We start from the raw sequence: 13,892 nt of genomic DNA on the forward strand, positions 1-13,892 counted from the left end.
CACCATCGACGAAGAGGCTGCTGCCATGACCAAAATGATCGACCGCCTGACCGCCCTCCACCGCGCGATCGACGCCGCCGTTGCGCGCGAGCGCGCACGCCTTACCCCCGATCCCTTGCACATCGCCGCGCTGAAGAAGCGCCGTCTCGCGATCAAGGACCACCTTCACCGCGCGCGCACCCGGCGCGCGACCGCTACCGCATAAAGGACCCACACCCGTGCAACCCAATGTCTATCGCACTATCCCCAATACCGTCGCCGCGCGCGACGAGGGGCTTCGCCGCTACATGCTCGGCATTTATCGCAACATGGGGATCGGCCTGGCGCTGACCGGGCTGGTCGCGATGGGCGTGGCCTCGACGCCCGCGCTGGTGGCGCTGATCTTCGGTACGCCGCTCAAATGGGTGGCGATGTTCGCGCCGCTCGCCTTCGTGATGTTCTTCTCGTTCCGCATCGACCGGATGACCACCTCGGGTGCCCGCACCGCCTTCTTCGCCTTCGCCGCCGTAATGGGCGTGTCGATGGCGAGCATCTTCCTGGTCTTTACCGGCACCAGCATCGCCCAGGCGTTCTTCACCGCCGCCGCGCTGTTCGCCGGCATGAGCCTGTGGGGCTACACCACCGGGCGGGACCTGACCAAAATGTCGACCTTCCTGATGGTCGGCCTGATCGGCGTGATCGGCGCGAGCCTGGTCAATCTGTTCATCGGCTCGTCGGTGTTGCAGACGGTCGTGTCGGTCGCCGGCGTCGTCGTGTTCACCGGGCTCACCGCCTGGGACACGCAGCGCCTGAAGAGCGAATATTTCGCATATGCAGGGACCCAAGCCGCCGAAAAGCTGGCGATCATGGGAGCGCTGTCGCTGTACCTGAACGTCATCAACCTGTTCCAGCTGCTGCTGGGCCTGATGGGCCAGCGCGAGGAATAAACCCTTACCCCCTCCCGCTACTGCGGGAGGGGGGCGTTCAGGCGAAGGCCGATTTCGGGATATGCGTGATGCGGCACGCGAGATCGGCCTCGCCGCTGGCGATGACATAGTGGTCGCCCGCATCGACGATACCCGTCGTGAACACGACATTGTCGATATACATCAGCTCTTTGATCGGGTCGGTCAGCGCCGGATTGGCTTCGATCAGCGGATCGTGGCTGGTGCGCAGCACGACGCTTGGGTCATCCTGGTCCAGCAGCGACCAATAAGTGCGGTAGACCCCGACCACGCCCGACGGCTCGACCCCGTGCCACAAAGTGAGCCAGCCCTCGGGCGTCGCGATCGGCGGGGCACCGCCGCCCATCCGCGCAGTCGCCATTGTCGCGGCGTGCGGGCGGATGCCGGGCTTGTCATACGGCTTCCAATGCAGCGCATCGGGCGAACTGGCGAGGTTGATCGAGGGCCCGGCACGCCATTCGCTGCCCGGCGGATAGGCGAAATACAAATCGCCCAAGGGCCGCGTCTGCGCCCAATACTTACCGTCGATCAGCCCCTCGAAGATGAGCATGTCCTTATTCTGGTGATCGAGCACGATCCCCTCCAGCGTCCAGTCGAGCGCAGTGTCGGAGGTGTAAAGCGTGGTCGAATGCCGCTCCGGGCTGACCGAGCAGGTCGTCATGAAATAGCGATCACCAACCTTGCTGATCCGCGCATCCTCGACGCCATAGCATTGATAGGACGCGCGCGGCGTGACCGCCTTGTCGTAATGCACGGCCTCGATGCGGGTGCCGTCGGGATTGAGTTCGACTGGCAGCAACCAAGATAGCGAGGTCAGCGCCATTACCCTCCACCCGCCACCGCGCATCATGAACTTTCGCGGGTCGGAGGTATCAACGAAATCGAGCGGCCAGGCATCGAGACAATAGCCGCCATCGAACCAGCGCAAGGCGTTGATATGCTGCTCTGCCATCGGCGTGCGCAGCGCCTCCGCCACGCGCACCATCAGCAACAGATTGCCATTGGGTAGGCGCGTCATGCCGGGGTTGAACGCGCCGAGCACATAAGTCTCGGCATCGACCTTGCCCGCCAGCGGCGACTGCGCGAGGTCGACATCGGCGGGCGCGAAGATCAGCGCATCATGGGAAAAGGTCATCGAAAATCCTGCCTTGGCTGCGTCATGGCCATGCGACCGCCACAGGACGCAGACGCCTCACGTCGCTGCCGGTTCCGCTGCGATGCGGGCGAGCAGCCGGTCGATCCCGGCCACAGCGGCAGGCTCATTCAGCGTCGGCGCGTGGCCGATGTCCGGCAGCGTCACCAGTTCGGCCTGGTCGAGCGCCGCTTTCATCCGCTCCGCCGTCGCCGCCGCGAGGATATCCGACTTGCCACCGCGCACGATCAGCGTCGGCACAGTCTTGAGGCGATCAAGCGCACGCCACATATCGGGGCCTGCTTCATTGCCTGGAACCCGAAACGGCTCGGCAATCTTCATGTCGTAATCGAGCACGATCCGCCCGGCACTGTTGAGCCGGTACAGCCGCTTGGCCATCGCCAGCCAGTCCTCCAACTGGTAGGTCGGAAACACGTCGCCATTGGCCTCGGCAACCGCGCGCGCAGCGTGGACCCAGGTCGGCCAGGTGTTGGATTTGCCGACATAGCTGCGAATCCGCGATAGGCCTTCAGCGCTGATTTCCGGGCCGACATCATTCAACACCGCACCCGCCAGCGTCTCGCGCGCCGTGCCCGCCAGCAACATCGTCACGATCCCGCCAAGCGACGTTCCGATCGCGATATAGCGGGGGACGGCCAGTTCGCCGAGCAGTCCCTCTATATCCTGCACATAGGTGAGCGGGACATAGCTCATCGGATCCTTGGCATAGCCGCTCTCGCCGCGTCCGCGCAGATCGACCGCGATCACCCGCCACTGCGGCGACAGCCGCCGCGCGAGCTCGTCATAATCGCGCGCATTGCGCGTCAGGCCGGGCAAACACAGGATCGGCGGGCGATCGGCCGACCCCGGATAATCGCGATAATGCAGCCGCACTCCGTCATTCGACCACCAATATCGATTTTCATAAGGCGACATGGTCAGATCCTGGGGTTGCGTCCTGCGGTCGGCACCCTCCATATCCACGCATGAGCATCACCCCGCAAGCATATGCGCCGCAAAGCGCGATCCTCGAACTGGGGGATGCCTTTTACGATCCCGTCGCCGCCGCCGACTTCCCCGAAACGCGACTGCGCTTCCGCAACGATCGCGCGGCGCGGGAGGTCGGGCTTGATGCGATGGGGGACGACGAATGGCTGCGGCATTTCGGGCGTTTCGCACCCCTGCCGGGCAACCTCGCCGAGCCGCTGGCCCTGCGCTATCACGGCCACCAATTCCGCGTGTATAATCCCGAGATTGGCGACGGGCGCGGCTTTCTGTTCGCCCAGATGCGCGACTCGCGCGGGCGGCTGATGGACCTTGCCACCAAGGGATCAGGCACGACCCCGTGGAGCCGCTTCGGCGACGGGCGGCTGACGCTCAAAGGCGGCGTGCGCGAAGTGCTCGCCACCGAAATGCTGGAGGCATTGGGCGTCGAAACCTCGCGCAGCTTCTCGCTGATCGAAACCGGCGAGGCGCTGGAACGCGGTGACGAGCCCTCACCCACGCGTTCGGCGGTGCTGGTGCGGCTGAGCCACGGCCATATCCGCATCGGCACGTTCCAGCGCATCGCCTATCTGCGCGATGCCGAGAACATGACGCGGCTGGTCGAATATGTCCTGCGCAACCTCTATGACGAGGCACCCGGCGAGAACGCCGCCGAGCGGTTGCTCGATCTCGTGGTGGGTCGCGCCGCCACTTTGGCCGCGAGCTATATGGCGGCAGGGTTCGTCCACGGCGTGCTCAATTCGGACAACATCAATGTCACCGGCGAAAGCTTCGATTACGGCCCGTGGCGATTCGCGCCGACCTGGGACCCGAGCTTCACCGCCGCCTATTTTGACCATGCCGGGCTTTATGCCTTTGGTCGCCAGCCCGAAGCGATCCATTGGGACGTGATGCAGCTCGCGGTCAGCCTGCGCACGATCAGCGCGGCCGAACCGCTGATCGCTGTGCTGGAAAGCTTCCCTGAGCGCTATCAGCTGGCTGTATCCCGCGCGATTTTGTGGCGGCTGGGCGTCACGCCACGCGACCCGCAGCAGGACCGTGCGCTGGTGCAGACGATCGAACGCGCGCTGCGCACCAGCGAGCGCGGTATCGACCGCTTCTTCTTCGAAACATTCGGCGGCATAGCGCCCGAAGGCGAGACCTTTGCCGAAGTGCGCGCTGCGCTTGCGCCGTACGATGCCCGCAAGCCGCGCGACCATCGTTATTGGCAGGGCGAACCCTGTTCGATGCTGATCGACGAGGTCGAGGCGATCTGGGCGGCGATCGATCAGCAGGACGATTGGCAGCCTTTCCACGCCAAGATCGCGCGCATCCGCGAGATGGGCGACGCGTTGACGTAACCCATTGTGAGCGAACCGCCGCAAGCGGTGTGGATTCGCGTACGATTCTGGGGCAGAGAAGCTGATAAATGTCTTCTGAACTTCTTTCCTTCGAACCCGCGACCGGTGCCACTTTGTGGCGTGGCGCGATTGGCGATGTCGATGCCGAGGTTGCTACCGCCCGGGCGAGCTGGGCAAGCTGGGCGGCACAGCCCCTCGCCTATCGCATCGAGGCGTTGCGCCGTGTCGCCAATGTCGTGCGCGCGCGCGCCGATGCCTTTGCCGATCTGATCGCACGCGAAACCGGCAAACCGCTGTGGGAAGCGCGCACCGAAGTCGAAACCGTGATCGCCAAGGTCGACATTTCCGTGACCGCCTATGCCGAGCGCACGCCCCAGCGGCGGCTCGATTCGCAAATGGGCGGGCGCATGGCGTTGCGGCACAAGCCACATGGCGTGCTCGCGGTGCTCGGGCCCTATAATTTCCCGGCGCATTTGCCCAACGGCCACATCGTGCCCGCCCTGCTCGCCGGCAATGCGGTGGTGTTCAAGCCGTCCGAAAAGACCCCGGCCTCGGGCGCATTTCTGGTCGACTGTTTCCATGCCGGCGGCGTGCCCGAGGGGTGCATCCGCTTGCTGATCGGGGGTACCAACGAAGGCAAGGCGCTTGCCGCGCATGATGGCATTGATGGTCTGCTGTTCACCGGATCGGCGCATACCGGGATCGCGCTCAACCGCGCGTTTGCGACACGGCCCGAGAAGATCCTCGCGCTCGAAATGGGTGGCAACAACCCGATCGTGGTGTGGGATTCGCCCGATTTGCCTTCCGCGGCGATCATCATCGTCCAGTCGGCCTTCACCAGCGCAGGCCAGCGTTGCACCGCCGCGCGCCGCCTGATCGTCGATGAAAAGCTGTACGAACCGCTGATGGCGGAAGTGACCAAGCTGGTCAGCCGCATCATCGTCGACGAGCCCCACGCCACCCCCTCCCCCTTCATGGGGCCGGTGATCGACAATGAGAGCGCGGATTTGCTCAGCGAGAGTTTTCTCGAGCTGATGATGCGCGGCGGTCGCCCGATCCGACATCTGGAGCGCCCGATCGCGGATCGCCCGTTCCTGCGCCCGGCCTTGATCGACACGACCGAGATGAACGATCGCCCCGACATCGAGTTGTTCGGCCCGATCCTGCAAGTCATCCGCAAATCGAGCTTCGAGGATGCGATCACCGAAGCGAACAATACGCGCTATGGCTTGTCGGCGTCGCTGCTCAGCCAGAATCCGGCATTGTACGATCAATTCTGGGCCAATGCCCGGGCTGGGATCGTCAATTGGAACAAGCCGACCAACGGGGCTTCCTCCGCCGCGCCGTTCGGGGGCATCGGTTGGTCGGGCAACCACCGCCCGAGTGCGTATTACGCAGCGGACTATTGCGCCTATCCCGTCGTCTCGAGCGAGGCCGATCAGGCGCGCGCATCGATCGGCGTCGGCTTGCGCGACGCATAACGCGGCCGACGGTCGCGCCATCGCGGGTTGAGCCCAACCGTTGATCGCAAAATCAGGAACTTACGCGCGGGCTGGGCTTTTGCCTGTTCGTGAAAAACGCTGACTCTGCCGACTGCAAATCGCCCCGCGCCCGCAAGCTGAAAACCGAATCGGACAATTGCCTCGCCATCGCGATCCGTGAACGCGACAGCGAGGTGGCCGCCTTGCTGATCGACGAAGCCGCCAAATTGGCGCGTCGATCGAAGGAACTGGCGACAAAGGGATGATCGCCTAGCGCGATAGTAGGGAAAAGCTCTCCTACCCCGCCCCCAAGCAACCTTGAATTGCCCAAGCGTTCGGTGCAGCCCATCTGACAACGATGGCAACGCTTCTCGATCCCACTGCGCGCGGGCGCGTCATTCTCGTCGGTGCGGGCCCGGGCGACCCGGGATTGCTGACGGTCCGCGCGGTCGCGGCGCTCGAAAGCGCGGATGTCGTCGTGCATGACGGGTTGATCGACCCCCGCGTGCTCGACCTTGCCCCAGCGACTGCGCAGCGCATCTCCGTGGCGAAGCGGCGGGCGCGGCACACTTTGCCGCAGGACGCGATCAATGCCCTTATCGTCGCGCATGTGAAGACGGGTGCGATCGTGGTGCGGTTGAAAGGCGGCGACCCGTTCATTTTTGGGCGTGGCGGCGAAGAGGTCGAGGCGGTGCGGGCTGCTGGCCTTCCTGTCGAGGTTATCCCCGGCGTGTCGGCAGCGCTTGGCTGCGCGGCCGAGGCGATGCTGCCGCTGACGCACCGCGACCATTCGAGCGCGGTCAGCTTCGTCGCCGGGCAGTGCAAGGGGCTGGCCGATCAGGATTGGTCGGGGCTGGCGGGCAAGGGCCGTACGCTCGTCATCTATATGGGCGTGGCCACCGCCGCCGACATCGCGGACAAATTGATGCGCGATGGCGTCGCGCCGGAAATGCCGGTCGCGGTGCTCGAACGCGGCACGCTCGCCGGCCACCGCGCGATCCGCACGCTGCTCGCCGATCTGGGTTCGATGGTCGAGCGCGAGAACGTCGCGTCCCCGGCGATTATCGTCGTGGGCGAAGTCGTCGATCTGTCCGATGCTGAGGACAAATTGGGCCGCTGGGCCCGCATTGCGGAGTCTGTTGCTTGAAACTGCTGACCGGAAACGATTTGCCCACGGGGGATGTGCTGTGGTGGACGGGCTCGACCTGGTCGCGCCATGTTGAGGACGCAGGCGATGTCGGCGACCGGGGCGAAAGCATCGCCCGCGTTGAGGAAGGCGCGCGCCGTGTCAACGGTGCCTATGTGATCGACGCCACCGCCACGCCCGAAGGCCCCCGCCCTGCCCATATCAAGGACCGCGTCCGTGCTTTGGGGCCAACCGTGCGCCCTGATCTGACCTTGAAGCCTGCCGACCCCGCTGCGGGAAGCTGGGTCATATGATCTTTTGGCACGCGAAGGCGCGAAGGCGCGAAGATGGTTTGGTTCGCGCGGAGGCGCGGAGACGCGGAGGGGCAACGGTCGCTGCACACTCCCGCGTCAGCGGGCAACGTCGCGTCTGCCGCGCGCAATTTATAGAGCCGCTGCGCGGCACGCGGCCTCTCTCCGCGTCTCCGCGCCTCCGCGCGAAGCAAACGTCTTCTTTCTTCGCGCCTTCGCGTCTTCGCGTGAATCCGTCCTTCTCCCCGCGTCTCCGCGAGAATCACAATGTATAAATACGACCAATACGACCAGCAGATCGTCGACGCGCGCGTCGAGGAGTTTCGCGATCAGGTGAAGCGTCGCCTCGCGGGGCAGATCACCGAGGACCAGTTCAAGCCGCTGCGGCTGATGAACGGCCTGTATCTGCAGCTCCACGCCTATATGCTGCGCGTCGCCATTCCCTACGGCACGCTCGACAGCCGCCAGATGCGGATGCTGGCGACGATCGCGCGCAAATACGATCGCGGCTACGGCCATTTCACTACGCGCCAGAACATCCAGTATAATTGGATCAAGCTGTCCGACGCGCCCGACATCCTTGCCGATCTGGCGACGGTCGAGATGCACGCGATCCAGACCAGCGGCAATTGCATCCGCAATATCTCGTCCGACCAATATGCCGGGGCTGCCGCCGACGAAGTCGCCGATCCGCGCATCTGGGCGGAATTGCTGCGGCAGTGGAGCACCTTCCACCCCGAATTCAGCTACCTGCCGCGCAAGTTCAAGATCGCGGTGATCGGCGCCGAGGAAGACCGTGCGGCGATGCGGCTGCACGATATCGGCATTCAATTGGTGAAACGTGACGGCGTGCTCGGCGGGCGGATCTATGTCGGCGGCGGCATGGGCCGCACGCCGATGATCGCGCCTGAGATCAAGGACTTCGTCACCGCCGACGATTTGCTGAGCTATGTCGAGGCGTGCCTGCGCGTGTACAATCGCTATGGCCGCCGCGACAATATCTACAAGGCGCGGATCAAGATCCTGATCCATGAAATCGGTGCCGACGACTATCGCCGCCAGGTCGAGGAAGAGTTCGCGCACGTCAAATCGCTCGGGCTCGATCCGCCCAAGGCGGAGTTCGAACGCATCACCGCGATGTTTGCACCGCCGTCCTTCGTCGCCGCCGACACCCCGGCCACCCCGTTCGTGTCGAGCGAAGTCGAGACACCTGCCTCCGCGACCGGCGTCTCGACTGCGCTCGAAGCGAACGGGGATTTCCAAGCATGGCGCGCGCAAAACACCGCCGCGCACAAGCAACCCGGCTATGCGATCGTAACGATCAGCCTGAAGCCGACCGGTGGCATCCCGGGCGACGCCACTGCCGAGCAGATCGACCTGATGGCCGATCTCGCCGAACGCTACAGCTTTGACGAACTGCGCGTGACGCACGCGCAGAACATCGTGCTGCCGCACGTGCGCAAGGCGGACCTGTACGCGGTGTGGCAAGCGCTCGACGCGGCGGGTCTGGCACCTGCCAATCTCGACCTGATCAGCGATATCATCGCCTGCCCCGGTCTCGATTATTGCAGCCTTGCCAATGCGCGCTCTATTCCGGTCGCACAGAAGATCGCGACGCGCTTCGCCGATCAGAATCGCCAGCGCGATCTGGGCGAGTTGAAGCTCAAGATCAGCGGCTGCATCAATGCCTGCGGGCATCACCATGCCGGGCACATCGGCATCCTCGGCGTCGACAAGAAGGGCACCGAAAATTACCAATTGCTGCTCGGCGGATCGGGCGCGGAGGATACCAGCCTCGCCAAGATCACCGGCCCCGGCTTTGACGAGGACGGTATCGTCGATGCAGTCGAAACCGTGACCAACGTCTATCTCGCCAAACGCGCGGAGGGCGAGCGCTTCCTCGACACCTATCGCCGCGTCGGCATGGAACCCTTTAAGGAGGCGCTTTATGGATAAGTGCAATACTCCCCTCCCGCTTGCGGGAGGGGCTGGGGGAGGGCCGGTCGCGGACGCTCCTGCAAATCCAGCCGATAGCCCCTCCCCTAACCCCTCCCGCAAGCGGGAGGGGGACAGGACCGAAGGAGACGAGCCCGCCGTCACGCTCGACGCATTCTTGGACTCGCAGACCAACGCCACCGCCGTTCGCCTCGAAGCGGGCGACGATGCGCGCGCGCTGCTGCCCTATCTCGACCGGATCGCGCTGGTCGAAGTGAGCTTTCCAACTTTCCGCGATGGCCGTGGCTATTCCGCCGCGCGCGTGTTGCGCGAGGCGGGCTATACCGGCGAATTGCGCGCACAGGGCGATGTGCTGGTTGACCAGATGCCGTTGATGAAGCGCTGCGGCTTTGACAGCTTCGCGCCCCAAGCCGAGATCGATCCCGCCACGCTCGAGGCCGCGCTCACGCGCTACGAGAATGTCTATCAAAAGGCCGCTGACGGGCGCGTGCCGGTCTGGGCGCTGCGGCATGGCTAGTAGTGCCCGCACGCTCGACCTGATCGACGTCACGCCCTTTTCCGCCGCTGATGCAGCAGCAATGGAGGCGCGTTTCGCCGGGGTGGGCACCAGCGAGATGCTGGGCGAACTGTTGACCGGTGAGCTCAAAGGGCGCGTCGCGGCGGTTTCGTCATTTGGCGCGGAAAGCGCGGTGCTGCTCCACCTAATCGCGCAGATCGACCGCGATATTCCGGTGATATTCCTCAACACGCAGAAGATTTTCGGTGAGACGCTCGCCTATCGCGACCAACTGTCCGAGCAGCTTGGCTTCACCGACCTGCGCGTGTTCCGGCCCGATCCTCGCTTGCTCGCGGCCAAGGACGGCACGGGTTTGCGCTGGAATTATGATCCCGATGGCTGCTGCGACCTGCGCAAGGTCGAGCCGCTCCGCCGCGCGCTCAGCCCGTTCGATGCGTGGATTTCCGGACGCAAGGGCTTCCAGGCGGGCACGCGCAAGGCGATGCCACGCTTCGAGGAAGACGAAGGTCGCCTGAAGCTCAACCCGCTGGCGAATTGGGACAAAGCGCGGCTCGACGCCTATTTCGCCGAACACCAATTGCCGCGCCACCCGCTCGAGGCCGAGGGCTATCCCTCGATCGGCTGCGCGCCGTGCACGAGCAAGGTGCTTCCCGGCGAAGATCCGCGCGCCGGGCGTTGGCGCGGCTGGCAAAAGGTGGAATGCGGCATCCACGTGCCCGAAAAGCCGGGCGAGGAGCCGGTGTTTTAAACAGGACGACGTCGTCTTACCCCATGATCGTCATTCCCGCCTGCGCGGGAATGACGGCTGAAGGCTGGAGGTCTGCCCGTTGAAAAGTTCAGGGCAAACCAAGGTATCGTCGGCCGCTCAGGCCGCAACCACCGCCCGCGGCAAGACCGCCGCGGCATAGTCGCTCTCCGCCAGAGCGATCAGCGCGCGGTCATCATGCTTCCATGGATGAAAACCGGGCAGGAAGAAAGCGAGCCACGCCCCAAGGATTTTCCGCGCCATGCCCGGCTGCCCGAGCGCATACCACAGGATCCCGAAATGCGCCCGGGCACCGGTAATCCCGTCCTGCCGCAGCAGGTCTAGCATACCCTTATACCGCCCGGCGAAAAACTTCTGCGTCGTGCCGATCATGACCAGCGCCTTGATCTTCCAGCGCTGCCACCGCGACCAGTCGCGCGTCGCGTGGAGCCAAGTGTCATAGGCGACGCCCTTATGCTCAATCTCCTCGGCGGCGTGCCAGCGCCACAATGCCGCCGCCTGTTCATCCCCGCCTGCCAGATGACGCGGATCGGCGATCAATTGATGCGCGAGCATCGCGGTGAAATGCTCCAAAGCCATCGTCGCGGCCAAGCTGGCGATCGGCGGATGCCCCTTGGTCAGCGCCAGGGCCTCGTCGATATGCCGCTCAAGCAATGTCACGTCATACCCCTGATCGGTGACATGGCGGTTGAAGGCGACATGTTCGCGCGTGTGGATCACTTCCTGCTTGATGAAAGCCTGAATTTCGGCGTGCAGGCGCGGCGGCGTACCTTCGCGAAAAGCGCGCACGCTTTCGATGAAAAACCCCTCCCCCTTGGGAAAGGTTACCGACAGCGCATTGTAAAAGGCGGTCGCGAACGGATCGTTGTTGAGCCACCACCGCCGCATCGCCATGCCGCGCCCGAAGCGCAAATCACGCGGCGTAATCGACAGATCTGCAGGACTTGTTGCTTTCGCCACAAAAAACTCCGTACAGCGTGGAAGAACAGGTCTGAAACTATGAGCTACTTACACTCGTGTCAATAGTGCGCAAACGGCTTACCCCGGAAGAATCACGGGACGCCGCGATCGACGCTGCCCGTGCGCTGCTGGTCGAACAAGGTCCGCAAGCGGTTACGCTCAAAGCAGTGGCGGCGCGGATCGGGCGAACGCATGCCAATTTGCTGCATCATTTCGGCTCGGCGGCGGATTTGCAAAAGGCGCTGATCACGCATCTCGCGGATTCGATCACCGCGCAGATTGGCGCTGCGGCCAAGCGCGCGCGCGTCGGCGATGCTGATCCACGCGAAGTGGTTGACCTTACCTTCGACGCCTTCGCTCACGGCGCAGGCGCGATGGCCACCTGGATGATCCTGTCGGGCAATCACGATGCGCTCGATCCCGTGCTCAACGCGATCCACCGCCTGGTCGACGAACTCGCCGAGGACGCGGATTCGGGAAAGCTGATCTATGAGGACACGCTCCAACTCGTGCTGATGGCGATGGGCGATGCGTTGCTCGGCAAGGCGATGGCGAGCGCTTTGGGCTTGCCGCCGGAGGCCGCGCGGACCATCGCGACGCGCGCTTTGATCGCCTCGCGCAGCGTGCTGCCAGCCTGACTGGCTAAAATCGCAATTTCCGCTAAAGAGCGGTCATGCATTTTCTTGACCAAGCAAAGATCTTCGTCCGATCGGGCGCGGGCGGCCCCGGTGCCGTCAGTTTCCGGCGTGAGAAGTTCATCGAATATGGCGGCCCTGACGGCGGCAATGGCGGCAAGGGTGGCGACATCGTGTTCGAGGCCGTTGCCGGTCTCAACACGCTGATCGACTTCCGCTACACCCAGCATTTCCGTGCCCCGCGCGGGCATGGCGGGTCGGGCTCGAACCGCACCGGTGCCGGTGGCGACGACCTCATCATCCGCGTCCCCGTCGGCACCCAGGTGCTGAGCGAGGACAAGGAAGAAGTGCTGGCGGATTTTACCGTTCCCGGCGAGCGCATCGTGTTCCTGCGCGGCGGCGATGGCGGTCGCGGCAACGCCACCTACAAGACCTCGACAAACCGCGCCCCGCGCCAGCACGGCACGGGCTGGCCCTATCAGGAAATGTGGGTGTGGCTGCGGCTGAAGCTGCTCGCCGATGCGGGCCTGGTGGGCCTCCCCAATGCCGGCAAATCGACCTTCATCAACGCGGTGACCAATGCCCAGGCCAAGGTCGGTGCCTATCCCTTCACCACGGTGCGTCCGCAATTGGGCGTGGTCAGCCGCCACAATCGCGAATTCGTCGTCGCCGATATCCCCGGCCTGATCGAGGGCGCGGCGGACGGTGCCGGGATCGGCGACCGTTTCCTCGGCCATATCGAACGCTGCAAGGTGTTGCTCCACCTGGTCGATGCGACCGAGGATAACCCTGTGGAAAACTACCGGATCGTCCGTGCAGAACTCGATGCTTATGGCGCGGGGCTTGTGGATAAACCGCAGGTGATCGGGCTCAACAAGATCGACGCGCTCGATCCCGCCGACGTGAAGAAGCTCGTCACCAAGCTCAAGCGCGCGAGCAAGGCGGACGTCCTGCCAATGTCGGGCGCGGGCGGCGCGGGGATCGACGCGGTGGTCGACCGGCTGATCGAAGTGATCGGCCCGGCTGAAGGTGCCCCCGCGCGCGACGACGATACGCCGCCGGGCGAATGGTCGCCTGTTTGAGGATCGTCCTTGGTGGGTTGCCGCTGAGGTGATATTATCGGGCGATGCGACACGATCCCGTTTATCGTCCGATCACGGCTGACGAATTCCTCGAAATGGATTTCGGCACCGACAAGCGGTTCGAACTGCATCGCGGCGTAATCTATATGATGGCGGGCGGCAGCGAACCGCACGCCTGGGTGCAAGGCAACATCTTCTCCTGGCTTCGCGCTCGATTGCGCGGCACAGGATGCCGACCCTATGGCCCGGACATGGCGATGCGGATCAGCGATATCGACATCCGCTATCCCGATATCAGCATCTATTGCGACCAGCCACCACGCGATGCCCTGACGCAAGCAAAGTTGCTCGATAACCCGACCGTCGTGATCGAAATCCTCTCGCCGACCACCGCGATGTTTGACCAAGGCACGAAGCTCGAAGAATATCAGGCGTTACCGAGCGTTCGGACGATCGCGTTCGTCGATACGTCGAACGAAATGTGCCGCACGATCGAGCGCACCGACAAAGGCTGGTTCGATCAGACGTTTTCAGGCGAGCGGGGCATTCCGGTGCCGTCGCTCGACCTCACCATCCCTCACGCCGAGATTTTCGCGCGCGACTGAAGCCACGCGACGGTTGGCGTGGGCGGTTACGC

The 13,892-nt window shown here is 64.1% G+C and carries 16 protein-coding genes; 13 read left to right on the top strand and 3 right to left on the bottom strand.

Annotated features, from left to right (window positions below; all coding sequences use genetic code 11):
* Positions 1 to 25: 25 nt before the first annotated feature.
* Both ON00_RS05690 and ON00_RS05695 read left to right on the top strand, forming a co-directional pair.
* Positions 26 to 205, top strand: a complete 180-nt coding sequence (locus tag ON00_RS05690; RefSeq protein ID WP_010403885.1) for an HP1242/YdcH family protein — start codon at positions 26 to 28, stop codon at positions 203 to 205.
* Positions 206 to 287: 82 nt separating this feature from the next.
* The gene (locus ON00_RS05695; RefSeq protein WP_083834153.1) at positions 288 to 926 is read left to right on the top strand and encodes a Bax inhibitor-1/YccA family protein; all 639 of its coding nucleotides are present in this window, start codon (positions 288 to 290) and stop codon (positions 924 to 926) included.
* A 37-nt stretch (positions 927 to 963) separates the two neighbouring features.
* Here ON00_RS05695 and ON00_RS05700 read toward each other — a convergent pair whose 3' ends face one another.
* Together ON00_RS05700 and ON00_RS05705 are read right to left on the bottom strand one after the other, a co-directional pair.
* Complete coding sequence (locus tag ON00_RS05700) at positions 964 to 2,079, bottom strand: glycoside hydrolase family 130 protein (protein ID WP_010403888.1); 1,116 nt, start codon at positions 2,077 to 2,079, stop codon at positions 964 to 966.
* A 57-nt stretch (positions 2,080 to 2,136) separates the two neighbouring features.
* Entirely contained in the window at positions 2,137 to 3,012 is an 876-nt protein-coding gene (locus ON00_RS05705) for an alpha/beta fold hydrolase (RefSeq protein ID WP_029622464.1), read from the bottom strand.
* A 50-nt stretch (positions 3,013 to 3,062) separates the two neighbouring features.
* On the opposite strand from ON00_RS05705, the gene ON00_RS05710 reads away from it, so the two are divergent.
* The 8 genes from ON00_RS05710 to ON00_RS05740 all read left to right on the top strand — a co-directional run bounded on the left by ON00_RS05710 (position 3,063) and on the right by ON00_RS05740 (position 10,560).
* A complete protein-coding gene (locus tag ON00_RS05710) occupies positions 3,063 to 4,421 on the top strand; it encodes a protein adenylyltransferase SelO family protein (RefSeq protein WP_010403892.1) in 1,359 nt (452 codons plus the stop codon).
* Between the two features lie 68 nt (positions 4,422 to 4,489).
* Complete coding sequence (astD, locus tag ON00_RS05715; RefSeq protein WP_010403894.1) at positions 4,490 to 5,902, top strand: succinylglutamate-semialdehyde dehydrogenase; 1,413 nt, start codon at positions 4,490 to 4,492, stop codon at positions 5,900 to 5,902.
* An 89-nt stretch (positions 5,903 to 5,991) separates the two neighbouring features.
* Entirely contained in the window at positions 5,992 to 6,168 is a 177-nt protein-coding gene (locus tag ON00_RS20845) for a hypothetical protein (RefSeq protein WP_169313319.1), read from the top strand.
* 92 nt (positions 6,169 to 6,260) lie between these two features.
* Complete coding sequence (cobA, locus tag ON00_RS05720; RefSeq protein WP_010403896.1) at positions 6,261 to 7,049, top strand: uroporphyrinogen-III C-methyltransferase; 789 nt, start codon at positions 6,261 to 6,263, stop codon at positions 7,047 to 7,049.
* Positions 7,046 to 7,342, top strand: a complete 297-nt coding sequence (locus tag ON00_RS05725) for a DUF2849 domain-containing protein (RefSeq protein WP_010403899.1) — start codon at positions 7,046 to 7,048, stop codon at positions 7,340 to 7,342. Before cobA ends, ON00_RS05725 begins: the two co-directional genes overlap by 4 nt.
* A 264-nt stretch (positions 7,343 to 7,606) precedes the next feature.
* A complete protein-coding gene (locus tag ON00_RS05730; protein ID WP_010403902.1) occupies positions 7,607 to 9,295 on the top strand; it encodes a nitrite/sulfite reductase in 1,689 nt (562 codons plus the stop codon).
* A complete protein-coding gene (locus ON00_RS05735) occupies positions 9,288 to 9,812 on the top strand; it encodes a DUF934 domain-containing protein (RefSeq protein ID WP_083834067.1) in 525 nt (174 codons plus the stop codon). The genes ON00_RS05730 and ON00_RS05735 overlap by 8 nt, the downstream gene beginning before the upstream one ends.
* Positions 9,805 to 10,560, top strand: coding sequence for a phosphoadenylyl-sulfate reductase (locus ON00_RS05740; protein WP_029622466.1), 756 nt, complete (start codon positions 9,805 to 9,807; stop codon positions 10,558 to 10,560). Before ON00_RS05735 ends, ON00_RS05740 begins: the two co-directional genes overlap by 8 nt.
* 117 nt (positions 10,561 to 10,677) lie before the next feature.
* Here the strand turns inward: ON00_RS05740 and ON00_RS05745 are convergent, their stop codons facing one another.
* Entirely contained in the window at positions 10,678 to 11,538 is an 861-nt protein-coding gene (locus tag ON00_RS05745) for a metal-dependent hydrolase (protein ID WP_010403909.1), read from the bottom strand.
* Between the two features lie 56 nt (positions 11,539 to 11,594).
* Here ON00_RS05745 and ON00_RS05750 point away from each other — a divergent pair, with 56 nt between their 5' ends.
* Genes ON00_RS05750 through ON00_RS05760 form a run of 3 tightly spaced genes read left to right on the top strand, consistent with a single transcriptional unit; the run spans position 11,595 to position 13,860 of the window.
* Entirely contained in the window at positions 11,595 to 12,176 is a 582-nt protein-coding gene (locus ON00_RS05750) for a TetR family transcriptional regulator (RefSeq protein WP_029622467.1), read from the top strand.
* 35 nt (positions 12,177 to 12,211) lie between these two features.
* On the top strand, positions 12,212 to 13,255 hold the full coding sequence (gene obgE, locus ON00_RS05755; RefSeq protein ID WP_010403913.1) for a GTPase ObgE: 1,044 nt from the start codon (positions 12,212 to 12,214) through the stop codon (positions 13,253 to 13,255).
* 44 nt (positions 13,256 to 13,299) lie between these two features.
* Positions 13,300 to 13,860 (top strand): Uma2 family endonuclease, encoded by a 561-nt coding sequence (locus ON00_RS05760; protein WP_010403915.1) that lies wholly within the window; start codon positions 13,300 to 13,302, stop codon positions 13,858 to 13,860.
* Positions 13,861 to 13,892: the final 32 nt, after the last annotated feature.

Origin of the sequence: Sphingomonas echinoides ATCC 14820 (assembly GCF_000241465.1) — a bacterium.
Lineage (GTDB): Bacteria > Pseudomonadota > Alphaproteobacteria > Sphingomonadales > Sphingomonadaceae > Sphingomonas > Sphingomonas echinoides.

Excerpts from the sequence above, each read along its gene's own strand:
- ON00_RS05690 (WP_010403885.1), top strand. The coding sequence starts at position 26 with ATGACCAAAATGATCGACCGCCTGACCGCCCTCCACCGCGCGATCGAC.
- ON00_RS05695 (WP_083834153.1), top strand. The coding sequence starts at position 288 with ATGCTCGGCATTTATCGCAACATGGGGATCGGCCTGGCGCTGACCGGG.
- ON00_RS05700 (WP_010403888.1), bottom strand. The coding sequence starts at position 2,079 with ATGACCTTTTCCCATGATGCGCTGATCTTCGCGCCCGCCGATGTCGAC.
- ON00_RS05705 (WP_029622464.1), bottom strand. The coding sequence starts at position 3,012 with ATGTCGCCTTATGAAAATCGATATTGGTGGTCGAATGACGGAGTGCGG.
- ON00_RS05710 (WP_010403892.1), top strand. The coding sequence starts at position 3,063 with ATGAGCATCACCCCGCAAGCATATGCGCCGCAAAGCGCGATCCTCGAA.
- astD (WP_010403894.1), top strand. The coding sequence starts at position 4,490 with ATGTCTTCTGAACTTCTTTCCTTCGAACCCGCGACCGGTGCCACTTTG.
- cobA (WP_010403896.1), top strand. The coding sequence starts at position 6,261 with ATGGCAACGCTTCTCGATCCCACTGCGCGCGGGCGCGTCATTCTCGTC.
- ON00_RS05730 (WP_010403902.1), top strand. The coding sequence starts at position 7,607 with ATGTATAAATACGACCAATACGACCAGCAGATCGTCGACGCGCGCGTC.
- ON00_RS05735 (WP_083834067.1), top strand. The coding sequence starts at position 9,288 with ATGGATAAGTGCAATACTCCCCTCCCGCTTGCGGGAGGGGCTGGGGGA.
- ON00_RS05740 (WP_029622466.1), top strand. The coding sequence starts at position 9,805 with ATGGCTAGTAGTGCCCGCACGCTCGACCTGATCGACGTCACGCCCTTT.
- obgE (WP_010403913.1), top strand. The coding sequence starts at position 12,212 with ATGCATTTTCTTGACCAAGCAAAGATCTTCGTCCGATCGGGCGCGGGC.
- ON00_RS05760 (WP_010403915.1), top strand. The coding sequence starts at position 13,300 with ATGCGACACGATCCCGTTTATCGTCCGATCACGGCTGACGAATTCCTC.